Raw genomic sequence first — 22,646 nt, 5'->3', positions numbered from 1 at the left:
ACCTGCTTAATAAATGAGTTACGCAGCCGTATCGGTGAAACGGCCGCGATTTAAATTTGTGCTCTATCTCGCAAATTTTGCACGTCACCATGCACTTTTCAACCGACAAAATCCACCGTTTATAACAAGAAAATTCTTAGATAAAACCCTGTATTAGAGGTGGTTAACTTTTGTTAGTAGCTTGTTTTTACATTGTTAATGACGAGATTAACGATCAAATCTCGTCCCTTTCCTTGCGATTATTCCTAACAAGATCCTCTATGGTTAAATTGGCTTAACTAAAAATGAGGTTGCCATGAATGCCTTTCGGTTATTTTTGATCGTAGGAATGTTGTTTTCATGGACGGCAGTGAGTCATGCAGGAGTGGCCGGCGGGGTAATTCGCTTCGTCGGTTCTATCGTTGAAAGTCCTTGCACGGTCAATATTGCAGATTCTAAGGCGAATACGCAATGTTACCGCAATGGCCAGCGTTATCAGGCCCAGCAAGCGTTGTCAGGTTTTGATACTACACGCAAAGAACTTCCGCTAAATCTAGGCACAACCGAAATGAAGTGGGTGGACCAACAGAAGAAACTCGCTGTTATGACGGTCGTTTATCGTTAAGTCGTTCCGCCATGCCGGCGTAACGTTACGCCGGCATGGTTATTCTCGGCCCTGCAGGCTCCTCACCGCATCACCCACTCCTTCACCGTTTCACGCGCGCCGCGATCGCGCAGCGACAAATAGGCTTGCGTCACCGCTTCGGTAAATGCCGCATGCGCCGCCAGCGCTTCGCCGAATACCGATTTCAACGCCAACAGCGCCGCTACGCGCCGCCGATCGTCCGGCGTTGCGGCGATCGTCTGCTTCAGCACGTCTGCCAGCGGATCGCGAATGTCGATCGGCTCACCGGCGTCATCGACGCCGCCGACGTAACGCATCCAGCCCGCCACGCCCAGCGCCAGCCCGCTATAGTCGCCATCGTGCCGCAGATGCCAGCGCACGGCATCCAGCAGGCGCTGCGGCAGTTTTTGCGTGCCGTCCATGGCGATCTGCCAGGTGAGGTGTTGCAGCGCCGGATTGCTGAAGCGCGCGATAAGCCGTGCGGCATAGTCGGGCAGGCTGATGCCGGTGACGCTCAGCGTCGGCGCCTGTTCGTCCAGCATCAACCGCAGGGCGGCGCGGCGGTAGTGCTCATCCGCCATGCACTCGTTGATATAGCGGTAGCCGCCCAGGTAGCCTAAGTAAGCCAGGAACGAGTGGCTGCCGTTCAGCATGCGCAGTTTCATGTGTTCAAACGGCAGCACATCGCTGACCAACTGGGCGCCGGCCAACTCCCACGCCGGGCGTCCGGCGGTGAAGTTGTCTTCCACTACCCATTGAATGAAGGGCTCGCAGGCGATGGCGCATTCGTCGCGCACGCCGCCCAGCGCGGCGGCGATCTCATCCAGCGTGGCCGGCGTGGCGGCCGGCACGATGCGATCCACCATGGTGCAGGGGAAGGTGGCGGCGGTGGCGATCCAGTCGGCGAGCGACGGATCCCGCGCCTGCGCCAGATCGAGCACCGCCCGGCGCAACACGTGGCCGTTCTCCGGAATATTGTCGCAGGAAAGCAAGGAGAAGGCGGGCAGGCCGCGTTCGCGCCGCAACCGCAGCGCTTCCACCAAAATGCCGGGCGCGGTCTGCGGCTGATGCGGCCACGCCAGATCGGCGACGATCCCCGAATGCTGTCGATCCAACCGTCCGCTGCCGGGTTCGATGCAGTAGCCTTTTTCGGTGATGGTCATCGAGACGATCGCCACCTGCGGTTCGGCCAGTTTCTCCAGCACCGCGGCGATGCCCTCCAGCTTGCGGTGCAGGCTCTCATGCACCGCGCCGACCACGATGGCCTGATGGCCGTCCGTGCCTTTCTCCAGCACGCTGTACAGATGATCCTGTTGCCGCAGCGCCTCAAACAGCGGCACGCCGCCGGAAAGACTGATCTCGCAAATGCCCCAGTCGCCGCCGTGGGCGTTCAGCACCCGATCGGTCAGCAGCGCCTGATGCGCGCGGTGGAACGCGCCGAAGCCAAGGTGCACGATGCGGCTGCGCAGGGCCCGGCGGTCATAGCCCGGCTGCCGGACGGCGCCCGGCAGCGGGGTGTTGGCGATCGTTTTCATCTCATCTCCAAAGCATGTAAGACAGCTGGCGGGCCACTTGCGCCAAGTTAGCAGACCAGTTTTCTGCCACATAGACAGGGTGGCGCCGGTGATAAAAAACTGCGACCAGTGTAAGGATGTCGGCCGGTTAAAGGAATTGGTCAGTCCAAAATAAGCCAGAAGCGTGAAGTGGATCAACCAATGAGGGGTTCGGTTTTGACAGCGCGTGGCGAAAGAGTAAGTTAAAGATAACTGACATCTAAATTAAACTGGTATAACAACATTGCGGTGCGAGACAGGCATAAGGACAATACATGGAACAAACATGGCGTTGGTATGGCCCGAACGATCCGGTTTCTTTGGACGACGTGCGTCAGGCCGGGGCGACCGGGGTGGTGACGGCGCTGCATCATATCGCGAACGGCGAAGTCTGGCCGATCGACGAGATCCGCGCGCGGCAGGCGCTGTTGGCGGAAAAGGGGCTGGTGTGGTCGGTGGTGGAGAGCGTGCCGGTACATGAGGCGATCAAAACTCACAGCGGCGACTGGCGGCGGTACATCGCCAATTACCAGCAGTCACTGCGCAATCTGGCGGCCTGCGGCATCGACACCGTCTGCTACAACTTCATGCCGATCCTCGACTGGACGCGCACCGATCTGGCCTATCCGCTGCCGAACGGCGCCAAAGCGCTGCGTTTCGATCAGATCGCCTTCGCTGCGTTCGAGCTGCATATCCTGCAGCGCGCCGGCGCCGAGGCCGACTATACGCCGCAAGAGCGCAGTCAGGCGGCGGTCTATTTCGCCGCCATGAGCGAGGAGGAGAAAGCCACGCTGACGGGCAATATCATCGCCGGGCTGCCTGGGGCGGAAGAAGGTTATACGTTGGAGCAGTTCCGCCGCCGCCTGGCGGAATACGACGGCATCGACAAGGCGCAGCTGCGCGAAAACATGGCGGTCTTTCTGCGCGCCATCGTGCCGGTGGCGGAAGAGGCCGGCATCCGGCTGGCGGTGCATCCCGACGATCCGCCGCGGCCGATCCTCGGCCTGCCGCGCATCGTCTCCACGATTGAAGACATGCAGTGGCTGAAGCAGACCGTCGACAGCATTCATAACGGCTTCACCCTGTGCACCGGTTCCTACGGCGTGCGCGCCGACAACGATCTGGTGCGGATGATTGAAACCTTCGGCGATCGCATTCACTTTACCCACCTGCGCGCCACCTGCCGCGAGGAAAACCCGAAAAGCTTCCACGAGGGGGCGCATCTGCAGGGCGATGTGGACATGGTGGCGGTGATCGAAGCGATCCTGACCGAAGAACTGCGTCGGCAGCGGGCGGGCGATCGGCGGCCGATCCCGATGCGCCCCGATCATGGGCATCAGATGCTGGACGATTTGAAAAAGAAAACCAATCCGGGCTATTCGGCCATCGGGCGGTTGAAAGGGCTGGCGGAGCTGCGCGGCGTCGAGCTGGCGCTCAAGCGGCGCTTTTTCCCGGAATTGCCGTAGCGGAAAATGAAACGGGGCCGAGCATCGGCCCCGCTGGCGCGACTAGTCGGCGCGGCTCATGTAGCGGCGTTCGGCGATATGAATGCGGATCTTGTCGCCGGCGCTGAGGTATTCCGGCACATGGATCACCAGACCGGTCGCCATGGTGGCCGGTTTGTTGCGGGCGCTGGCGGAAGCGCCTTTGATGCCCGGCGCGGTCTCGACGATTTCCATATCCACGGTCTGCGGCAGCTCCAGCGCCAGCACCTGGCCATCCAGCGTCAGCACCTGCATGCCCGGCAGGCCGCCTTCCGGAATGAACAGCAGCTCGTCTTCGATCTGGTCTTTCTTGAAGATGTACGGCGTGTAATCTTCGTCATCCATGAACACGTATTCTTCGCCGTCGATATAGGAGAAGTTCACCTTGCGGCGCGACAGGGAAATGGTGTCCAGGATATCGTCGCCCTTGAAGCGTTCTTCCACTTTCAGGCCGGTGCGCACGTCGGAGAAGCGCATTTTGTACAGGGTGCTGGCGCCGCGGGCGCTCGGGCTCTGCACGTCGATATCTTTTACCAGCAGCAGCTTGCCGTTGTAGCTGATCGCCATGCCGCGCTTAATTTCGTTAGCTCTTGCCATTTCAATTCATCCGCAATGAAGAGTATTAGAGAAGTTGCGACAAGGTACTCGCGCCGCCGATTTCAGGCAATAGCCCGGCGTAAAAACAGTGCGGGAAAGGGAGAGCAGGCGCTCTCCCTTCGAGGATTACCGGAAGACCGGCAGCAGGCCGAACAGCGACAGAATATGCGCGGCGGCGTTGATCAACCCGAACAGGATGACGAACAGGATCACGCCGTTGCCGCCCGGCGCGCGGTAACCGGCCTGCGGATAGCGGCGGCGGCTGGCGCGCGCCATCAGCGCCGGCACGATCNCCGCCCAGACGGTGGCCGCCAGCCCGGCGAAGCCGATGGCGTACAGGAAACCGTTCGGGAACAGCAGCGCGGCCAGGGTCGGCGGCACAAAGGTCACCAGCGCGGTCTTGCTGCGCCCGACGGCGTCGTCCTTGAACTTGCAGAAGTCCGCCAGGTAGTCGAACAGGCCCAGCGACACGCCGAGGAACGAGCTGGCCAGCGCCATATAGGAGAAGGCGTTCAGCAGTTGGCTGACGGTTTGGCTGCTGGAGACGTTGCCCATTTGCTTGAGCAGGCTGCCGATGTTGCCGCCCTCGGCGATCACCTGCTTAAAGGCGTCGCGCGCGATATTGCCCTGGATCACATACTGCCACAGGATGTAGATCGCCAATGCCAGCAGGGTGCCGTACACCAGGCTGCGCACCACGGAGCCGCTGTCCTTGCGGTAGTACTTCACCAGCCCGGGAATGTTGCCGTGGTAGCCGAATGAGGTCAGCAGGTAAGGCAGCGCCGCCAGGGCGTAAGGCAGATAGCTGGCCTGGTCATCGCCGGTGTTGAACAGCACCGCGGGCTGCACGTGGGTAAACATGTCGCCCACCGACATCACGAAGGTGATCACCATACCGCCGATCAGAATGGTGCTCAGGCGGTCGACCGCGCGGGTGGAGAGCCAGACGATAAACGCCACGACCAGCGCGAACACCAGGCCGGCGGTGGTCTGGCCGACGCCGACGATGCCCTCCAGCGTGTGCGCGATGATCGAGCCGCCGGCCGAGATATAGGCGTAGGTCAGGATGTACAGCACGAACGCCACCGACAGGCCGTTCACGGCGTTCCAGCCTTTGCCCAGCAGATCCTTGACCATGGTGTTGAAGCTGGCGCCGCTCGGGTAGTGCAGCGTGGCTTCGAGGATCATCAGGCCGGAAAGCAGCATGCAGGCCCAGGTATACACCAGCAGCGCGACGGAGCCGCTGAACCAGACACCGGAAGTGACGATCGGAATGGAAAACATGCCGGCGCCAACGGCGGTTCCGGCAATGATCATCGCGCCGCCGAGGACGGAAGGGCGGGCCAGCTTCTGGATGGTGTCCGTAGACATGCGTGCTCCTGAGGGAAGAGGTTCTTTTGTACTAGCTCAATGGTACATGTGTGTATGGCGCATGTAAAGCGTAGGAATTGCACGCTTCACGCGTTTTTGTCTTTAAATTGCGGCTTTTTGGGCGTTTATTCGCCATGCGGCGAATCGGCCGGGGTAAGACGGTTGCGGGACGAGTGTAAAGATCGCCAAGGCGCAGGGATTCTGCTGGCGGCGGCCGCACGCGGCTGCTATTGTCGCGCTTCTTTTCCCCAGCCCGCCAGGAGTAGCGCTGATGGACTGTCGCAGCGACTGCGGCGCCTGCTGTATCGCGCCGTCAATATCCAGCCCGATCCCCGGCATGCCAAACGGCAAGCCCGCCAATACCCGCTGCATTCATCTGGATGAGCGGCTGCGCTGCGGCCTGTTTCATTCGCCGCTGCGGCCGAAAGTGTGCGGCAGCCTGCAGCCGAGCCGCGACATGTGCCACGATCACCGCGATCAGGCGCTGATTTATCTCGCCAGGCTGGAAGCGGACACCGCGCCTTAAGCGTCTTTCAACCGCCACAGACACAGCGTCGCGCCTGCCGCCATCGCCAGCGCGGCGTAAAACACCGCATGGTAGCTCCAGATTTCCGCCACCGCGCCGGCGAGGGCGCCGGCGATGATCCAACCCACCCGAATGGTATTGGTGAACAGCGTGGTGGCCGTGCCGGCCTGACCGGGCATCAAATCCTGGAAATAGAGCATGCCGATCCCCGCCAGCACGCCGATAAACGCCGCATTCAGCAGCTGCAGAGCGATGAGTTGCCCACTGCCGGTGATAAGCAGCAGACCAGCGTAGAACAGCACGCCGGCGGCCACCGCCACGCGCATCAGGAAACGCTTGCCGCAGCGTTTCGCCGCCAGCCCGGCGAGCAGCATGATCGGGATCTCCAGCCCGGCGGCGGCGCCCATCAATATCCCGGCCAGCCGCTCCGGCAGCCGCAGTTCGTGCACCACATACAGCGGCATAGTGATCAGGTACATGCTGTTGGCGGTCCACATTAGGGTGCAGGCGGCGAACAGCAGCAGCGCATCGCGGCGATGCTGGCGCGGCGCGGCCAGCGGGGCGCCCGTCGCCACGGCTTTCGGCATAGAAGGCAACCGCTGCCACACCAGCAGGCCGCACAACACAAAGGCCGCCGCGCCCGCCAGATACAGGGTCTTGAAGCTGAATCCCAGCGCCAGCGCGAAGGCGATCGGCGGGCCGATTACCCAGGCGAGCGAGACCTGGGCGCGCATGATAGAGGTGAACATCACCGCCTCGCGCCCGGTACGATCGGCGTGTTCGCGCGCCAGCGCGAACATTTGCGGGTTAGCGGTGGAGCCGAAGCTGGTGAGCAGCACGCCGACGAGCAGCAGCAGGTAATAGTTGCGGCTCCAGGCGAACAGGGTGAATCCCAACGCGCCCAGCATGCAGCAGAGGAAGATCAGTGATTTGCGGTCGCCTTTTTTATCCGAACGGCCGGCGAGAAACTGGCTGACCAGAATGCCGATCACCGCGCTGCCGGTAAAGAATAGCCCGACCAGCGCCGGCCGCACCTTGACTTCGGTTTCCAGAAACAGGCTCAGCGTCGGGGTTTGCAACGCGCCGGCGATACCGGTCAGGAAGGCCACCGCCAAAAAGGCCAGCGAAGTGAGATCGGGCGTGCGTCGCGTTACTGCGGATGAAGTCGGCATGGCGGTTGATAATTCGTCGAAAAAGGGAGCTCGCGCGCATCATACGCCCGTTGAAAAGAAACGCAAACCGCTATCCCTCGGCGCAGAGTAAGCGACTCTGTCGCGCGGCGACGAGAAAAAAGGGGCGCGCCGCGCCCCCTTGCTTGCCGGTAAATCAGGCGCCTTGCGGCACCGCGTGTGCGGTATTTTTCAGCGCCGGCCCCTGATATTTCTCGATCTGCAGCTGCGCCATCTGCCCGCAGTTGCCCTGCGCCAGGCTGGAAGAGCCGATGTCGAAGGTCAGGCAGTTGACGTTGCCGTTCTTGCACAGCGAGCTGGGCTGCGCCGGATCGGCCGGATCGAACCAGGCGCCTTCGCTGATGCGCACCACGCCGGGCCGCACGTCTTCGCTGACCACCGCCCCCACCAGGATCTGGCCGCGATCGTTAAACGCCCGCACCAGATCGCCGCCGGTGATGCCGCGCGGCTGCGCGTCCTGCGGGTGGATCAGGATCGCCTCACGATCCGCCACCGCGTATTTCTTGCGCAGCGGCGTATTGTCGAGCTGGGAATGCAGCCGATTGGTCGGGTGCGCGGTATTGAGCGATAGCGGATACTTGGCCGCTTCCGGCCCGCGATACCACTCGTGCGGCGGCATCCAGGTCGGGATGCCGGGGCAATCCGCATAATGCATTTTGGCGATGGCGTCGGAGTAGATCTCGATCTTGCCCGACGGCGTGCCCAGCGGGTTCAGCAGCGGGTTGTCGCGATAGTCGGCAAAGCGCACCCACTGCTTATTGGCCTCCGGCACCGGGAAACGCACGTAGTTGTTGGATTGCCAGAACATGTCGAACGGCGGCAGCGCCACCCGCGCGGCGCGCGCCTGGTTTTTCATGTCGTCGTACATGCCTTTCAGCCACTGGGTTTCGTCCTTGCCTTCGGTAAAGGCTTCCTGCACGCCCAGCCTGGCCGCCATCGCCGAGAAGATGTCGAAGTCGCTGCGCGATTCGTGCTGCGGCGGCACGCATTGATGCATCGGGAACACGTAGAGCTGCGAATAGTCGCCGCCCATTTCCAGATCGTTGCGCTCGTAGCTGGTGGTGGCCGGCAGCACGATATCGGCATGCTTGGCGGTGGCGGTCCAGTAAGGCTCGTTGACCACGATGGTGTCCGGCCGCTGCCAGGCTTTGACCAGGTTATTGGTGTCCTGATGCTGGTGGAAGGTGTTGCCGCCCGCCACATACACCATTTTCACCTCGGGGTAGGTGACCTTGGCGCCGTTGAAGTCGATGGTTTTGCCCGGATTGCTCAGGCATTCGGCGATGCGCGCCACCGGGATCGGCGCCGGCGAGTTCTTCGGCGCATTGCCGGCGGAGATGCCGGCGATGATGCCGCCCTTGGCGGTCGGGCTGCCGCCGGACGAATAGTGGTAGCTGAAGCCGAAGCCGCCGCCCGGCAGGCCGATTTGGCCGAGCATCGCCGCCACCGTCACCAACAGCCAGTGCTGCTGTTCGCCGTGGTGCTGACGCTGAATGCCCCAGCCGCCCATGATCATGGTGCGGCTCTTCGCCATCTCGCGCGCCAACGCGCGCAGCGTGTCGGCATCGACGCCGCTGATGTCGGCCGCCCATTCGGCGGTTTTCGCCACGCCGTCGTTCTCGCCCAGCAGGTAGGCCTGGAACTTGTCGAAGCCGACGGTATAGGTTTTCAGGAAGTCCGGGTTATGCAGCTTCTCGGTCAGCAGCGTGTGGGCGATGCCGATCAGCATGGCGCCGTCGGTGTAAGGGCGCGGGGCGATCCACTGCGCATTGACGAACTTGGCGCTGTCATTGTGCACCGGATCGATGCTGATCACCCGGGTGCCTTTCTTCTTCAGCGCTTCGAAGCCGGTCTGGCCGACGTGATCCGGCACGTTCCAGCTGTTCTTCAGCGTGACCATCGGGTTGCAGCCCCACAGGATCACCAACTCGCTGTTTTCGATCACGTTCGGCCAGGCGGTCTGCTGTTCGTAGACCTCCATCGAACCGACCACGTGCGACATGATCACCTGCGCCGCGCCGGTGGAGTAGTCGCCGGCGTAGCCGAGGAAACCACCGGTCAGGTTCATCAGGCGCTGCAGCAGCGTGCGGCTGTTGTGCAGCATGCCGACGCTTTTCCAGCCGTAAGAACCGGCGTAGATCGACTGCGGGCCGTGATCTTTCTGCAGGCGAACGATCTCATTGCACACCAGCTCGGTCGCTTTGTCCCAGCTGACGCGCACCCACTCATCGCGGCCGCGCAGCTCGGTGCGGCTGCCGGGGCCGCCTTCCAGCCAGCTTTTGCGCACCATCGGGTATTTGATGCGGTTCTCGGCGTGCACCTGATAAGGCGCCATGGTGATCAGCTCATTGGGATACGGATCGTCCTGCACCGGCTGCACGCCGACCATCTTGCCGTCCTGCACGATGGCCTCAAACGCGCCCCAGTGGGCGCCGGTCAGGATGCCTTTTTGCGCCTGACGCAAGACGATGAACTGCGGCAGCGCTTCGCTGATGGCCTGCGCCAGCGCCGCTTTGGGCCATAAGCCCGCCAGCAGCGGGGCGGCGGTCAGCGCGGCGGCGCCGGTCAGGAAGCGGCGGCGGCTCATTTTTAACGGTTGTTGGTTGCTCATTGCGCTTCTCCCTTAAAGCTTGGCCGGTGCGGCAGGTGGCATGTCGCTGGCGTGTTTTTGTACGTATTGCGTCAGCACGCGCAGCTGTTCCTGCGTCAGCGAGGTGCGCGGCGCCATGCCTTTGATGACGCCGATCCATTGGTTGGCGTTGAAGCGATCGAGCGCGGTCAGCCCGTGGCAGCCGGTGCAGTTGGTCGACATCATGTCCGCGGCGTAACGCCAGATTTTTTGCTGATCGTCGATCAGCTGCTTGCGCGGCAGCCACACCTGCAAAGAAACCTGATGCCAGACTAGGCCGGTTTCCGCATCGGTCTGAGTCGACGCGGTCTTCAGCTGTTGGCGCGCGTCCTCACCCAGCAGCACGCTGAGGATGCGCTTGCCCTGCGCGGCGTAAAACACTTCGCTGACGCCGTCTTGCTGCCAGCCGCTCACGGTGGCCAGCACCTTGTCGCCCTCCTGTTTCACCACCTGCACTTCGGTGGACGGCATCAGGTTGCCGGCGTTATGGCTGTCGTCCGCGCCGAGGAAGAACGGTTCGGTGGCGATGGTGTAGAGGGTGGTGGCGCCCGGGGCGGTCAACGCCGCGGCCTTCGCCAGCTCGGCGGCGCCGGCCTGGGTTTCGCCGCTCATGTCCGGCAGGATGTGGGCCACGCCCTTATGGCAGTCGATGCAGGTCTCGCCCTGTTTGATCGCCACCGGGTGCTGCAGGCGCGCCTCAGGGCGCTGGGCGGTGATGTCCATGGCGTCGTAGCTGTGGCAGGAGCGGCAGGTGGCCGAGTCGTTCTCTTTCAGCGTTTTCCAGACCGACTGCGCCATCGCCAGCTTGTGCGCTTCGTATTTTTCCGGCGTATCGATGGTGCCGACCATCTCGCCGTAAATGTCTTTCACCGCGCGGATCTTGGTCCACAGGTAGTCGATCGGCTGATGGGGCACGTGGCAGTCGGCGCACTCGGCGCGGATGCCCTTGGTGTTTTGGAAGTGGACGCTGCCCTGATATTCGGCCAGCGGCTGTTGCATGGTGTGGCAGGAAACGCAGAAGGCGGTATCGCTGGTTTTATGGAAGACGGTGGCAGTCCCGGCCAACAGCGCCGCGCCGAGGATAATCCCCAGCAGCAAAAGCCATAGCCATCCCCACCGGCGCTTTTTTTCAAAGCCAGTCAGTTTTTTGCTCATGGTAAACCCGCTTATAATTATGAATTTAAAATAAAATCTTGCCAAAAGGCCACCGACCGGAGGTCAGAATGCCACGTCGATTGCAGGGGTAATGATAGAAGAGGGTTAACCCTATAGGGTTATCCGTAGTCAAAAAAATGGCATATATCGCAAAAAATAGCGTTATATTCTATTTTATATAGCGGTGGGCGGCGCAGCACGCGCTCGCGATGGGTCAGGCCGTGGGCAGATAGGCCTGGCCGCTCAACCACAGGCGGATCGCCGTGCGGCTGGCTTCGAAATGGGGTTCCGGCAGGGCGTCCGGCGCGCACCAGCGCCATTCGGCGCATTTCTCGGGCTCTTTCAGCTCGGCGTTGCCGCCGGGGTGATCCACCTGCAGGCAGATAGACACGGTGTGTTTGCCTTCGGCGCGCCAGGTTTGCAGATTGTTGCTGACGCCAACGAAGCGCGGCGGATCGATAAGCAACCCGGTTTCTTCGGCGATTTCGCGCTGGGCGCACTGCTCGAAGGTTTCACCGGCATCCAGATGCCCGCCGGGGATCGACCAAAAGGGCGCGTGGGAGCCGCAGCGTTTACCCAACAAAATCTCGCCTTGAGGGTTGACGATGATCACCCCGACGCCCGTCACTACGTTCATGCTTTTCTCCGTCAGCAAAGTTTCAGCACAGTATGTCATTTTGCTCCGGCGCTGACCAATGCGCCGATGAAAGTGTGCGTAAGCTCAAAAATCTGCAATGGCGAAAGGGAGAAAGCTTGCTTTCGTCTTGTGCAGCTCACACACTACTTGAAACGTTTCAGCGTTGTCCGGCCGCTTGTGGCGAACGGATAACGCTCCTTTTTCTCAATGAAGCTGAAACGATTCAATTCAGCAGGAGAGGAGAATCATGTTCCAGTTGTCACCGCAAGACATTCATCTGGGCGCCGTTGCCGACGGTAAGCAAGAGGCCATCCGCCTGGTGGCCGCCGCCCTGACCGACGCCGGCTGCGTCAGCGCCGGCTACGTGGACGGCATGCTGCAGCGCGAACTGCAGACGTCCACCTATCTGGGTAACGGCATCGCCATTCCGCACGGCACCACCGATACTCGCGATCTGGTGTTGAAAACCGGCGTGCAGGTGTTCCAGTTCCCGCAGGGCATTGCGTGGGGCGAAGGCCAGACCGCCTATGTGGCGATCGGCATCGCCGCCCGCTCCGACGAGCATTTGGCGCTGCTGCGCCAGCTCACTCACGTCCTGAGCGATGACAGCGTGGCGGAGCGGCTGGCGCAAACCACCTCTGCGGAGGAACTGCGCAGCCTGCTGATGGGCGAACAGCAGAGCGCCGAATTCCAGNTCGACGTCTCGCTGATTGCGCTCGACGTCGCCGCCGACAGCCTGATGACGCTGCAGGCGCTGAACGCCGGCCGGCTGCAAAAGGCCGGCGCGGTCAACGCGCAGTTCGTCAGTGATGTCATCACCCGCAAGCCGCTGAACCTGGGGCAGGGCATCTGGCTGAGCGACAGCGTCGAAGGCAACCTGGCCAGCGCGGCCACCGTCAGCCGCCCGGCGCAGGCTTTCGTGGAAGACGGCGAGCCGGTGGCGCTGCTGCTGACGGTGTCGGTCGCCGACGCGCAGCCGCTGGCGGTGCTCAACTACCTCAGCGATCTGCTGCTGGCCAGTAAAGCTGAACGTTTGCTGAAGACGGATGCCGCCGGGGTGCTGGCGCTGCTGACCAGTGAAGTGGCTGAGGAAAGCAGCGTGCTGAGCGCCGAATTCGTGATCCGCAACGAGCATGGTCTGCACGCGCGGCCGGGCACGGCGCTGGTCAACGTGATCAAAAGTTTCAACAGTGACATCACCGTCACCAACCTGGACGGCAGCGGCAAGCCGGCCAACGGGCGCAGCCTGATGAAGGTGGTGGCGCTGGGCGTGAAGAAAGGGCATCACCTGCGCTTTACCGCCAATGGAGAAGATGCTGAAGCCGCGCTGAAGGCGATAGGCGAAGCGATTAATGAAGGACTGGGCGAGGGCGCAGCATGAGCAGAAGAGTAGCAACGATCACCCTGAACCCGGCGTACGATCTGGTGGGTTTCTGCCCGCAGATCGAGCGCGGGGAAGTCAACCGGGTAAAAACCGCCGGCCTGCACGCCGCCGGTAAGGGCATCAACGTCGCCAAGGTGTTGAAGGATTTGGGCATCGACGTCACCGTCGGCGGCTTCCTGGGCAAAGACAATCAGGACGGTTTCCAGCTGCTGTTCAGCGATCTGGGGATCGCCAACCGCTTTCAGGTGGTGCCGGGGCGCACCCGCATCAACGTCAAGCTGACGGAAAAAGACGGCGAAGTGACCGATTTCAACTTCTCCGGCTTCGAAGTGACGCCGCAGGACTGGGATCGCTTCGTCAGCGACTCGCTGAGCTGGCTGGGCCAATTTGACATGGTGGCGGTGAGCGGCAGCCTGCCGGCCGGCGTCGATCCCGACGCCTTTACCGACTGGATGACCCAGCTGCGCGCGAAGTGCCCGTGCATCATTTTCGACAGCAGCCGCGAAGCGCTGGTCGCCGGGCTGAAGGCCTCGCCGTGGCTGGTCAAACCGAACCGCCGCGAGCTGGAAATCTGGGCCGGTCGCCCGCTGCCGACGCTGGCGGACGTGGTCGAGGCCGCGCATGCGCTGCGCGAGCAGGGCATCGCCCACGTGGTTATCTCCCTTGGCGCGGAAGGCGCGCTGTGGGTTAACGCATCCGGCGCCTGGATCGCCAAACCGCCGTCCTGTGAGGTGGTCAGCACCGTGGGCGCCGGCGATTCGATGGTAGGCGGCCTGATTTACGGCCTGCTGATGCGCGAATCCAGCGAACACACTCTGCGTCTGGCCACGGCGGTAGCGGCGCTGGCGGTCAGCCAGAGCAACGTCGGCGTGACCGATCGTCCCCAGTTGGCCGCGATGATGGCGCGCGTCGATCTGAAACCTTTCAATCAATAGCAGGAGGCAGAATGAAAACGCTGCTGATGGTAGACAGTTCGCTGGGGCAGGCCCGTGGCCACCTGGCGAAACGCATGCTGGAGGCCGCCGTGGCCAAAACCGGCCTGACGCTGGTCGAGTCGCTGCAGGACGCCGAACTGGTGGCGGTGGCGGGGCAGGCTGCCCCTGCTGACGCCGGGCTGAACGGCAAATTGGTGTATGTGGGCGATGTAGAACAGGCGGTGCGTGAACCGGACGCTTTTCTGGCGCGCGCCAGGGCCGAAGCTGAAACCTATCAGGCGCCGCAGGCGGCGGCGCCGGTGAAAGCCGATGGGCAAAAACGCATCGTGGCGATCACCGCTTGCCCAACCGGCGTGGCGCACACCTTTATGGCGGCCGAAGCCATTGAAAGTGAAGCGAAGAAACGCGGCTGGTGGGTGAAAGTGGAAACGCGCGGCTCCGTGGGCGCCGGTAACGCCATCACCCCGGAAGAAGTGGCGGCGGCGGATCTGGTGATCGTCGCGGCGGACATCGAGGTGGATCTGGACAAGTTTGCCGGTAAACCGATGTATCGTACTTCCACCGGCCTGGCGCTGAAGAAAACCGCGCAGGAACTGGACAAGGCGCTGGCCGAAGCTGAAGTGTTCCAGCCGCAGCAGCGCGGCGGCGCGGCGCCGGCGGCGAAGAAGAAAGAGGGCAACGGCCCGTATCGTCACCTGCTGACCGGCGTGTCCTACATGCTGCCGATGGTGGTGGCCGGCGGCCTGTGTATCGCGCTGTCTTTCGTGTTCGGCATCAAGGCGTTTGAAGTCAAAGGCACGTTGGCGGCGGCGCTGATGCAGATCGGCGGCGGCTCCGCCTTCGCGCTGATGGTGCCGGTGTTGGCCGGTTTCATCGCCTTTTCCATCGCGGATCGTCCGGGCCTGACGCCGGGCCTGATCGGCGGCATGCTGGCGGTGAGCACCGGCGCCGGGTTCCTCGGCGGCATCATCGCCGGTTTCCTGGCGGGTTACGTCGCCAAGGCGATCAGCAGCAAGCTGCGTCTGCCGCAGAGTATGGAAGCGCTGAAGCCCATCTTGATCATTCCGCTGGTGGCCAGCCTGATCACCGGTCTCATCATGATTTACGTGGTCGGCACGCCGGTGGCGAAAATCATGGAAGGTCTGACCCATTGGCTGCAATCGCTGGGCACCGCCAACGCCGTACTGCTGGGGGCAATCCTCGGCGGCATGATGTGCACCGACATGGGCGGCCCGGTGAACAAAGCGGCCTATGCATTCGGCGTGGCGCTGCTCAGTTCCTCGGTGTATGCGCCGATGGCGGCAATCATGGCGGCGGGCATGGTGCCACCGCTGGCGATGGGTCTGGCGACGCTGCTGGCGCGCCGCAAGTTCCCGAAATCCGAACAGGAAGGCGGCAAGGCGGCGTTGGTGCTGGGGCTGTGCTTCATCACCGAAGGGGCGATTCCGTTCGCCGCCCGCGATCCGATGCGCGTGCTGCCGTGCTGCATCGCCGGCGGGGCGCTGACCGGCGCGCTGTCGATGGCGTTCGGCGCCAAACTGATGGCGCCGCACGGCGGGCTGTTTGTGCTGTTGATCCCAGGCGCGATTTCGCCGGTGCTGCTGTACCTGGTGGCGATCGCCGCCGGCACGCTGTTGGCCGGGGTGGCTTATGCCCTGCTGAAACGTGCTGAAGTACCGGCGGCCAGCGTGGCGTAACGGCGATCCAGCCATAAAAAAACCGGAGCCCAGGCTCCGGTTTTGTCGTTTGGGCGCCGCGTTACTGCTGCGCCTTCAGCCAGGCGATCTCTTCCGCCCAGATGTCCGGGTTTACCGTTTCCAGAATCAGCGGGATATTGTCGAAACGCGGATCGCGCATGATGTAGCTGAACACCGTTTTGCCGATGTTGCCTTCCCCCAGGCTGTGGTGGCGGTCGACGCGGCTGTTGAACTCGCTCTTGGCATCGTTCAGGTGCATGCCGCGCAGGTAATTGAAGCCGACGATGTCGCCCAACTGCTTGAAGGTATGCTCGCAGTCTTCTTCGGTACGGAGATCGTACCCGGCGGCGAAGGCGTGGCAGGTGTCGATGCAGACGCCGACGCGGCTTTTGTCTTCCACGCCGTCGATGATCGCCGCCAGGTGTTCGAATTTGAAGCCCAGGTTGCTGCCCTGGCCGGCGGTGTTCTCGATCACCGCCGTCACGCCGGCGGTTTTGTCCAGCGCGATATTGATCGATTCGGCGATGCGCGCCAGGCATTTGTCTTCATCGATTTGCAGCAGGTGGCTGCCGGGGTGGAAGTTCAGCAGCGTCAGCCCCAGCTGTTCGCAGCGCTGCAGTTCGTCGATAAACGCCTCGCGCGATTTTTCCAACGCCTCGGTCACCGGGTGGCCCAGGTTGATCAGGTAGCTGTCGTGCGGCAGGATCTGCCCCGGCCCGAAGCCGTACTGGGCGCAGGCGCTCTTGAACTTATCGATAACGTCGGCGGCCAGCGGCGCGGCCTTCCATTGACGCTGATTTTTGGTGAACAGGGCGAACGCGGTCGCCTCCAATTCGTGCGCGCGGATAACCGCCTGATCCACGCCGCCTGACGCGCTGACATGTGCACCGACAAACTTCATCTTCATTCTCCTGTGTTATCGGTGACATTATGGCATTGATGGCGGGCGGATTGAATGGCGAAAAGCGGCGGCCCGCCGAAGCGGGCCGCCGAGGGCGATTACAGCAGGTGTTGCACCAGTTGGTTTATCGCGCCGCCGCCGACCAGCAGCCAGACGAACAGCAGCGTCGCCAACAGAATCGGTTTCACCCCGGCCTGGCGCACGGCGCTGATGTGGGTGGTCAACCCCAGCGCCGCCATCGCCATCGCCAGCATCCAGGTGTCGGCGGTGATCAGATGGCGCACCAGCGTGGCCGGCAGCAGGTTGAAGGAGTTCAGCCCGGCGACGGCGATAAACAGCACGGCGAACCACGGAATGGTGATGGCGGATTTTTCCGCCTTGCCTGCGCTGCCGCGGCTGATGTAGCCCGACAGCAGCAGCAGGAACGGCGCCAGCATCATCACGCGGATCATCTTGGCGATCACCGCCGCATTTTCGGCGTCCGGCCCGATGGCGTGCCCGGCGGCGACCACCTGAGCCACTTCGTGAATGGTGGAGCCGGCGTAGATGCCGAAGGTTTCCTGGCTGAACGGCAGCCACTGGAAGTGTTCATTCAACTGATACAGCCACGGGTAAACGAAGATAGCCAGGGTGCCGAACACCACCACGGTCGAGACCGCTACCGCCACTTTGCTGGAATCGGCCTTCAGCACCGGCTCGGTGGCCATCACCGCCGCCGCGCCGCAAATGCTGCTGCCGGCGCCGATCAGTATCGCGGTCTGGCTGTCGATGCCGAACACTTTCTTGCCGAGCCAACAGGCCAGCAGGAAGGTGGTGATCAGGGTCAGCGCGTCGATGATAATGCCGCTGGCGCCCACGTCGGCGATCTGCTGAAAGGTCAGCCGGAAGCCGTAAAGAATAATCCCCAAACGCAGCAGGCGCTGTTTGGCCAGCTGCACGCCGCCGTGACAAACGGTTTGCCAGCGGGGGTACAGCGTGTTGCCCACCAGAATGCCGAGCAGGATCGCCAGCGTCAACGCCCCCAGCCCCAGCTCCGCCACCCAGGGAATATCGCCGGCCCAGACGGCCAGCGCGGTGAGCGCGCCGGTCAGCGCCAGCCCCGGCACCAGCCGCGGCAGGCCGAACAGCGGAAAGCGTCGCTCGGGGTAAGTGTGAGTGGTATCAGTCGCCATAAAAGTCAGTCCTTCAGTCTGTTTCTTGCTGTTAAGAGTACGTTTGGGCTGAATAAAAGAGAAATTGATTATATATTTATAACCTATCTGAATAAGTGGTATTGCGTCAGGCATTGGCATAAAGTCGCATTGCGGCTAGGGTGAGGTGGAGCGGCAAGCCGCCGTCAACTTTCCAACTGAACAGGAGCAGGCGATGGATACCGACGATCAACGCAGAGAGCAGGTAGATCAGGAAGTGGGGCGCGCGGTGCGGCGGTTGATTGAAGAAAACAAGGCGATCGACCGCGACCATCTCGTGGCGATGCTGCAATTGATACAGCGGGACGAAGCCGGCACGCCGCGCGAGGCGGCGCTGGCCGCGGCGGCGCAGCTGGTCGCCTTGGGCAAGTAGCGCGTCGAACTGGCCGCAAACGGGGTAGCCTGGCCGGGCTACCCACATCATGTTGACATTAATTTTGCGGTTCTCTGGCAGAACCCTTTTTCAATACCGGGACGGCTATGCATATCACGTTGCGTCAACTGGAAGTCTTCACCGAAGTGCTGAAAAGCGGTTCGACCACTCAGGCCTCGGTGGTGCTGGCGCTGTCGCAGTCGGCGGTCAGCGCGGCGCTGGCGGATCTGGAGGGGCAACTGGGCGTGCAGCTGTTCGATCGCGTCGGCAAACGGCTGGTGATCAACGAACACGGTCGGTTGCTGTATCCCAAGGCGCTGGCGCTGCTGGAGCAGGCGGGGGAGATCGAGCAGCTGTTTCGCCATGACGGGGGGGCGCTGCGCATCGCCGCCAGCAGCACCATCGGCAACTACATGCTGCCGGAGATGATCGCCCGTTACCGCCGGGACTTTCCGGCCACGCCGCTGGAGCTGAACGTTGGCAACAGCCAGGACGTGATCGTGGCGGTGGCGGATTTCCGCGTCGATCTGGGGCTGATCGAAGGGCCTTGCCATATGCCGGAGCTGGTGACGCAGCCGTGGCTGGAGGATGAGCTGGTGGTGTTCGCCGCGCCGGACAATCCCTTAACCCGCCAGCCGCCGACGCTGGAGGCGCTGGCGAATGCGCCTTGGATCCTGCGCGAGCGCGGTTCGGGCACCCGCGAGGTGCTGGATCACCTGCTGCTGGCGCACCTGCCGCACTTCCAGCTGGTGATGGAGCTCGGCAACTCGGAGGCGATCAAGCATGCGGTGCGGCACGGTATCGGCATCAGTTGCCTGTCGCGGCGCGTGGTGGCGGAGCAGTTGGCCAGTGGCGCGCTGGTGGAACTGCCGGTGCCGCTGCCGCCGCTGCGGCGCACCCTGTACCTGATCCGCCATCGGCAAAAGCACATTTCCAACGCCTTGCAGCGTTTTCTCAGCTATTGCGCGCTGTAATCGACAGCGCGTCACGTCTTCTATCGCCGCGCAGGCAAAAGAAAGCATAAAAACCTGCGCGCGCTCACATTAATGAGAGTAAGTAAGGCCATAAGGGCCGCGGCTAATAATTGCCTCTGAATTATGAAGCTATCTTATATCGGTGCAATGTTGCTAGTTCACCGGCGGGTATTTGTTACAATCCGCCCTCATTTTTCGAAGAGCAGATAGATAGGGAACGAATGGCTCAGCAGGATATAAAAACATCGGGGCAGCAAGCTCCCGGATTGCGCCGCGAGCTGAAAGCCCGGCATTTGACCATGATCGCCATCGGCGGCTCCATCGGCACCGGCCTGTTTGTCGCCTCGGGCGCCACGGTTTCTCAGGCCGGCCCCGGCGGGGCGCTGCTGTCTTACGCTCTGATCGGTTTGATGGTGTACTTCCTGATGACCAGTCTGGGCGAACTGGCGGCCTTTATGCCGGTCTCCGGTTCATTCTCCACCTACGGCGCCAAATACGTGGAAGAAGGCTTCGGCTTCGCACTGGGCTGGAACTACTGGTACAACTGGGCGGTGACCATCGCCGTTGACCTGGTGGCTTCGCAATTGGTGATGAGCTACTGGTTCCCGGACACTCCCGGCTGGGTTTGGAGCGCGCTGTTCCTCGGCCTGATGTTCCTGCTGAACTACATTTCGGTGAAAGGGTTCGGCGAGGCGGAATACTGGTTCGCGCTGATCAAGGTCAGCACCGTGATTATTTTCATCGCCGTCGGCGTGCTGATGATTGTCGGCATTCTGAAAGGCGGCGAGCATGCCGGCTGGCAGAACTGGACCATTGGGGATGCGCCGTTCGCCGGCGGCTTCTCGGCGATGATCGGCGTGGCCATGATCGTCGGCTTCTCGTTCCAGGGCACCGAGCTCATCGGTATCGCGGCCGGCGAATCGGAGAATCCGGGTAAAAACATCCCACGCGCAGTGCGTCAGGTGTTCTGGCGTATCCTGCTGTTCTATATCTTCGCCATTCTGATCATCAGCCTGATCATTCCGTACACCGATCCGAGCCTGCTGCGCAACGACGTGAAAGACATCAGCGTCAGCCCGTTCACCCTGGTGTTCCAGCATGCCGGCCTGTTGTCGGCGGCGGCGGTCATGAACGCGGTGATCCTGACGGCGGTGCTGTCGGCCGGTAACTCGGGCATGTACGCATCGACCCGCATGCTGTACACCCTGGCTTCGGAAGGCAAGGCGCCGCGCATTTTCGCCAAGCTGTCGAAAGGCGGCGTGCCGCGCAACGCGCTGTACGCGACCTGCGTGGTGGCCGGCCTGTGCTTCCTGACCTCGATGTTCGGCAACCAGTCGGTTTACCTGTGGCTGCTGAATACCTCGGGCATGACCGGTTTCATCGCCTGGTTGGGCATCGCTATCAGCCACTACCGTTTCCGTCGCGGTTACATGCTGCAGGGGCGCGATCTGAACGATTTGCCGTACCGTTCCGGGTTCTTCCCGCTGGGGCCGATCTTCGCCTTCGTGCTGTGCCTGATCATTACCCTGGGCCAGAACTACCAGGCCTTCCTGCAAGATAAGATCGACTGGTATGGCGTGACCGCGACCTACATCGGCATTCCGCTGTTCCTGCTGATTTGGTTTGGTTACAAGCTGTCGCAAGGCACCCGTGTCGTGAAGTACAGCGAGATGGAATTCCCGAAGATGGACGTGAAGTAATTTTCGGTGAGTGACACGCGGCGGGGGGCTCCCGCCGCGTTTTGTTTTACTTTTTCCCGCCTTTGGCTTCCGCCAGCGCCTGCTGCGCCGAGCTCATCAAACTCTCTACCGTCGTGTAATTCTGCGTCAGCGCCACAATGCCGGCGTTAAGCCGCATGTTCACCTCGCCGAACGCGCCAAAATCGTAGGGCGCCTCCAGCGGTGGCACAATGCGCGCCAGGAACTCGCTTTCCGCGCCGTAGGGCAGATCGTGCACCAGAATCAGAAACTGGCCGCCGGTGTAGCGGCAGACGTAGTCGCTCGGGCGGATCAGCGTTTTGAGGCGCTCGCCGACGGTGCGCAGCACGTCGTCGCCGATCTGGACGCCGTGGCTTTGGTAGAGCGCCGCCAGCGGGCCGAATTCAAGAATGAACAGGTGGGAGATCGGCTGCGCCGTTCCGGGACGGCAGATGCTGCGCATCACCGTCTCGCCGCCTGCGCGGTTGAGAAAGCCGGTCAGGCGATCGCGGTGCGACGCCTGCTGCTTCTCCCACGCCAGCGTGACGTGCTGCACCAGCTGGCGGTGGTAGCGCGCGATCATGCCGTGGGCCAGCACCAGCCACAGCGGCGCGAGGTCCGCCAGGACAAACAGGTTTTGCACGCGCGACAGCGGCGCCGCCAGCAGGTAGGGCAGCGTCAGCGCGATCACCTCAAGCAGTGCGAAGCGCGGGGCGGCGGCGTGGCGCTGCATCAGCCAGCAGGCCAGGGCGGTAATGGTCAGGCCGGCGAACAGGATCAGCACGAAGCGGCCCGACAGCATCGCCAGCGCGGCGCTGGCGCCAACCAGCAGCGCCCACAACAACACTGTCACCAGCATGGCGTTCGGCCAGGCGGGTTGGCGCCTTTGCGCCAACCTGGCGCGCCCGGCGGTCAACAGCAGCAACAGCAGCAGCAGGCCGATACCGACCAGCGGTTGGTTCAGCCAGGCGAACCCCGCCAACAGCGCGGCCGGCCCCACGGCATTCAGCCAGGGGGTGAGAGGAGAGGGCGTCAGCGTGAGACGCAGCTGGCGTTGAAACGGTTCGTCATCGGCGTGCAGCGGGCTGTGCAACAGCCAGTTCAGCAGCGCCGGGCGTTTGGGCGTTACCGCCGGAGATGGACTTCTCATTACAGCCTCGTCAATAAGGCCGCTCTTGCGGCGGCCTGAAAGTTTTTTGCACGCGCGGTGCTGTGGTTTTGGATTCTATGTGGTTTTGCCGCTATTTGTCAGAGTCTGGTCGGATCAGGAATAATTTTCAGAATAATTAACCTACTGGCCGTTGGCGGGGGAAAGCGTGGTGGTTTGAAAAATGGCGAGAAAAAACAAATTATTACATTTCGACAACGCTGTTTTCACCTATTGATATGATTGATAAGTATTATCGTTTGTTTTATTGTGGGCGGCTGCGCACAGGCGGTCGCCGCGCGCTTTCCGGTTTACGGCGGACGCCTTCGCGCCGCTGTCATGATGGTTGTAACAGGTATCTTAACGAATGAGCGTATCCACCGATCCCATGACTGACGCCAAGGGGCAACCCAACGCCGGCGTGATGGGGCGTTATCAGCATATTCTTCGCCATCGCCTGTTGATGATGGGCGTGTTGGCACTGGCGATCCTGGGCTCGCTGCTGCTGGATTTCACCATGGGGCCGTCCGGCCTGTCGCTGTCCTCCTTATGGCAAACGCTGCTTGACCCCGCCGCGGCCGATGCCGGCACGCGGGTGATCG

Annotated in this window: 19 protein-coding genes and 1 pseudogene; 10 read left to right on the top strand and 10 right to left on the bottom strand. The window is 62.2% G+C overall.

The annotated features are described in order from the left end of the window. Window positions 1-295 precede the first annotated feature (295 nt). Window positions 296-604, top strand: a complete 309-nt coding sequence (locus ADK28_RS27570; protein ID WP_033639838.1) for a type 1 fimbrial protein — start codon at window positions 296-298, stop codon at window positions 602-604. A 62-nt stretch (window positions 605-666) separates the two neighbouring features. Here ADK28_RS27570 and ADK28_RS27565 read toward each other — a convergent pair whose 3' ends face one another. Next, window positions 667-2,139 (bottom strand): mannitol dehydrogenase family protein, encoded by a 1,473-nt coding sequence (locus ADK28_RS27565; RefSeq protein WP_048797227.1) that lies wholly within the window; start codon window positions 2,137-2,139, stop codon window positions 667-669. A 293-nt stretch (window positions 2,140-2,432) separates the two neighbouring features. Between ADK28_RS27565 and uxuA the strand changes: the two genes are divergently transcribed. Then, entirely contained in the window at window positions 2,433-3,623 is a 1,191-nt protein-coding gene (gene uxuA, locus ADK28_RS27560; protein WP_048797226.1) for a mannonate dehydratase, read from the top strand. A gap of 42 nt (window positions 3,624-3,665) precedes the next feature. Here uxuA and yeiP read toward each other — a convergent pair whose 3' ends face one another. Continuing rightward, complete coding sequence (yeiP, locus tag ADK28_RS27555; RefSeq protein ID WP_004935725.1) at window positions 3,666-4,238, bottom strand: elongation factor P-like protein YeiP; 573 nt, start codon at window positions 4,236-4,238, stop codon at window positions 3,666-3,668. A gap of 126 nt (window positions 4,239-4,364) precedes the next feature. Next, the gene (gene mtr, locus ADK28_RS27550; RefSeq protein ID WP_048797225.1) at window positions 4,365-5,609 is read right to left on the bottom strand and encodes a tryptophan permease; all 1,245 of its coding nucleotides are present in this window, start codon (window positions 5,607-5,609) and stop codon (window positions 4,365-4,367) included. 271 nt (window positions 5,610-5,880) lie between these two features. Between mtr and ADK28_RS27545 the strand changes: the two genes are divergently transcribed. Continuing rightward, window positions 5,881-6,135: a YkgJ family cysteine cluster protein gene (locus ADK28_RS27545; protein ID WP_015378527.1), complete on the top strand. Its 255-nt coding sequence runs from the start codon at window positions 5,881-5,883 to the stop codon at window positions 6,133-6,135. On the opposite strand, the gene ADK28_RS27540 is transcribed toward ADK28_RS27545, so the two are convergent. From ADK28_RS27540 to ADK28_RS27525, 4 genes are all read right to left on the bottom strand, one after another. Further along, window positions 6,132-7,307: a sugar efflux transporter gene (locus ADK28_RS27540; RefSeq protein ID WP_048797224.1), complete on the bottom strand. Its 1,176-nt coding sequence runs from the start codon at window positions 7,305-7,307 to the stop codon at window positions 6,132-6,134. The genes ADK28_RS27545 and ADK28_RS27540 overlap by 4 nt on opposite strands. 154 nt (window positions 7,308-7,461) lie before the next feature. Further along, window positions 7,462-9,936, bottom strand: coding sequence for a trimethylamine-N-oxide reductase TorA (torA, locus tag ADK28_RS27535; protein WP_048797223.1), 2,475 nt, complete (start codon window positions 9,934-9,936; stop codon window positions 7,462-7,464). A 12-nt stretch (window positions 9,937-9,948) separates the two neighbouring features. Continuing rightward, a complete protein-coding gene (locus ADK28_RS27530) occupies window positions 9,949-11,109 on the bottom strand; it encodes a NapC/NirT family cytochrome c (protein ID WP_048797222.1) in 1,161 nt (386 codons plus the stop codon). Window positions 11,110-11,323: 214 nt separating this feature from the next. Continuing rightward, the gene (locus tag ADK28_RS27525) at window positions 11,324-11,746 is read right to left on the bottom strand and encodes a nucleotide triphosphate diphosphatase NUDT15 (RefSeq protein WP_016926985.1); all 423 of its coding nucleotides are present in this window, start codon (window positions 11,744-11,746) and stop codon (window positions 11,324-11,326) included. A 247-nt stretch (window positions 11,747-11,993) separates the two neighbouring features. On the opposite strand from ADK28_RS27525, the gene fruB reads away from it, so the two are divergent. From fruB to fruA, 3 genes are read left to right on the top strand one after another with little or no spacing between them, the layout of a single operon-like run. Continuing rightward, window positions 11,994-13,127, top strand: coding sequence for a fused PTS fructose transporter subunit IIA/HPr protein (gene fruB, locus ADK28_RS27520; RefSeq protein WP_048797221.1), 1,134 nt, complete (start codon window positions 11,994-11,996; stop codon window positions 13,125-13,127). Next, complete coding sequence (fruK, locus tag ADK28_RS27515) at window positions 13,124-14,065, top strand: 1-phosphofructokinase (RefSeq protein WP_015378523.1); 942 nt, start codon at window positions 13,124-13,126, stop codon at window positions 14,063-14,065. The genes fruB and fruK overlap by 4 nt, the downstream gene beginning before the upstream one ends. Window positions 14,066-14,076: 11 nt before the next feature. Further along, the gene (fruA, locus tag ADK28_RS27510) at window positions 14,077-15,762 is read left to right on the top strand and encodes a PTS fructose transporter subunit IIBC (RefSeq protein WP_048797220.1); all 1,686 of its coding nucleotides are present in this window, start codon (window positions 14,077-14,079) and stop codon (window positions 15,760-15,762) included. 61 nt (window positions 15,763-15,823) lie between these two features. Here the strand turns inward: fruA and nfo are convergent, their stop codons facing one another. Together nfo and ADK28_RS27500 are read right to left on the bottom strand one after the other, a co-directional pair. Next, window positions 15,824-16,663 (bottom strand): deoxyribonuclease IV, encoded by an 840-nt coding sequence (gene nfo / locus ADK28_RS27505; RefSeq protein WP_048797219.1) that lies wholly within the window; start codon window positions 16,661-16,663, stop codon window positions 15,824-15,826. Between the two features lie 98 nt (window positions 16,664-16,761). After that, the gene (locus tag ADK28_RS27500; protein WP_016926989.1) at window positions 16,762-17,835 is read right to left on the bottom strand and encodes a YeiH family putative sulfate export transporter; all 1,074 of its coding nucleotides are present in this window, start codon (window positions 17,833-17,835) and stop codon (window positions 16,762-16,764) included. A gap of 193 nt (window positions 17,836-18,028) precedes the next feature. Between ADK28_RS27500 and ADK28_RS27495 the strand changes: the two genes are divergently transcribed. The 3 genes from ADK28_RS27495 to ADK28_RS27485 all read left to right on the top strand — a co-directional run bounded on the left by ADK28_RS27495 (window position 18,029) and on the right by ADK28_RS27485 (window position 20,900). Continuing rightward, window positions 18,029-18,226 carry a hypothetical protein gene (locus ADK28_RS27495; RefSeq protein WP_016926990.1) on the top strand — a complete coding sequence of 66 codons (198 nt, stop codon included), beginning with the start codon at window positions 18,029-18,031 and terminating at the stop codon, window positions 18,224-18,226. Window positions 18,227-18,333: 107 nt separating this feature from the next. Beyond that, window positions 18,334-19,200 carry a DNA-binding transcriptional regulator YeiE gene (gene yieE / locus ADK28_RS27490; protein ID WP_016926991.1) on the top strand — a complete coding sequence of 289 codons (867 nt, stop codon included), beginning with the start codon at window positions 18,334-18,336 and terminating at the stop codon, window positions 19,198-19,200. A gap of 221 nt (window positions 19,201-19,421) precedes the next feature. Further along, complete coding sequence (locus tag ADK28_RS27485; protein ID WP_033639849.1) at window positions 19,422-20,900, top strand: amino acid permease; 1,479 nt, start codon at window positions 19,422-19,424, stop codon at window positions 20,898-20,900. A gap of 46 nt (window positions 20,901-20,946) precedes the next feature. Here the strand turns inward: ADK28_RS27485 and ADK28_RS27480 are convergent, their stop codons facing one another. After that, window positions 20,947-22,047, bottom strand: coding sequence for a GGDEF domain-containing protein (locus tag ADK28_RS27480; protein WP_048797218.1), 1,101 nt, complete (start codon window positions 22,045-22,047; stop codon window positions 20,947-20,949). Window positions 22,048-22,411: 364 nt separating this feature from the next. Here ADK28_RS27480 and ADK28_RS27475 point away from each other — a divergent pair. Further along, window positions 22,412-22,646 (top strand): annotated as a pseudogene (locus tag ADK28_RS27475) (iron ABC transporter permease); the annotation flags it as partial.

Origin of the sequence: Serratia sp. 506_PEND (assembly GCF_001076875.1) — a bacterium.
Lineage (GTDB): Bacteria > Pseudomonadota > Gammaproteobacteria > Enterobacterales > Enterobacteriaceae > Serratia > Serratia marcescens.
Note: the sequence above shows the minus strand (reverse complement) of the source record. Positions and strands in the feature narration are given on the sequence as shown.

Excerpts from the sequence above, each read along its gene's own strand:
- ADK28_RS27570 (WP_033639838.1), top strand. The coding sequence starts at position 296 with ATGAATGCCTTTCGGTTATTTTTGATCGTAGGAATGTTGTTTTCATGG.
- ADK28_RS27565 (WP_048797227.1), bottom strand. The coding sequence starts at position 2,139 with ATGAAAACGATCGCCAACACCCCGCTGCCGGGCGCCGTCCGGCAGCCG.
- uxuA (WP_048797226.1), top strand. The coding sequence starts at position 2,433 with ATGGAACAAACATGGCGTTGGTATGGCCCGAACGATCCGGTTTCTTTG.
- yeiP (WP_004935725.1), bottom strand. The coding sequence starts at position 4,238 with ATGGCAAGAGCTAACGAAATTAAGCGCGGCATGGCGATCAGCTACAAC.
- ADK28_RS27545 (WP_015378527.1), top strand. The coding sequence starts at position 5,881 with ATGGACTGTCGCAGCGACTGCGGCGCCTGCTGTATCGCGCCGTCAATA.
- ADK28_RS27540 (WP_048797224.1), bottom strand. The coding sequence starts at position 7,307 with ATGCCGACTTCATCCGCAGTAACGCGACGCACGCCCGATCTCACTTCG.
- torA (WP_048797223.1), bottom strand. The coding sequence starts at position 9,936 with ATGAGCAACCAACAACCGTTAAAAATGAGCCGCCGCCGCTTCCTGACC.
- ADK28_RS27530 (WP_048797222.1), bottom strand. The coding sequence starts at position 11,109 with ATGAGCAAAAAACTGACTGGCTTTGAAAAAAAGCGCCGGTGGGGATGG.
- ADK28_RS27525 (WP_016926985.1), bottom strand. The coding sequence starts at position 11,746 with ATGAACGTAGTGACGGGCGTCGGGGTGATCATCGTCAACCCTCAAGGC.
- fruK (WP_015378523.1), top strand. The coding sequence starts at position 13,124 with ATGAGCAGAAGAGTAGCAACGATCACCCTGAACCCGGCGTACGATCTG.
- fruA (WP_048797220.1), top strand. The coding sequence starts at position 14,077 with ATGAAAACGCTGCTGATGGTAGACAGTTCGCTGGGGCAGGCCCGTGGC.
- nfo (WP_048797219.1), bottom strand. The coding sequence starts at position 16,663 with ATGAAGTTTGTCGGTGCACATGTCAGCGCGTCAGGCGGCGTGGATCAG.
- ADK28_RS27500 (WP_016926989.1), bottom strand. The coding sequence starts at position 17,835 with ATGGCGACTGATACCACTCACACTTACCCCGAGCGACGCTTTCCGCTG.
- ADK28_RS27495 (WP_016926990.1), top strand. The coding sequence starts at position 18,029 with ATGGATACCGACGATCAACGCAGAGAGCAGGTAGATCAGGAAGTGGGG.
- yieE (WP_016926991.1), top strand. The coding sequence starts at position 18,334 with ATGCATATCACGTTGCGTCAACTGGAAGTCTTCACCGAAGTGCTGAAA.
- ADK28_RS27485 (WP_033639849.1), top strand. The coding sequence starts at position 19,422 with ATGGCTCAGCAGGATATAAAAACATCGGGGCAGCAAGCTCCCGGATTG.
- ADK28_RS27480 (WP_048797218.1), bottom strand. The coding sequence starts at position 22,047 with ATGAGAAGTCCATCTCCGGCGGTAACGCCCAAACGCCCGGCGCTGCTG.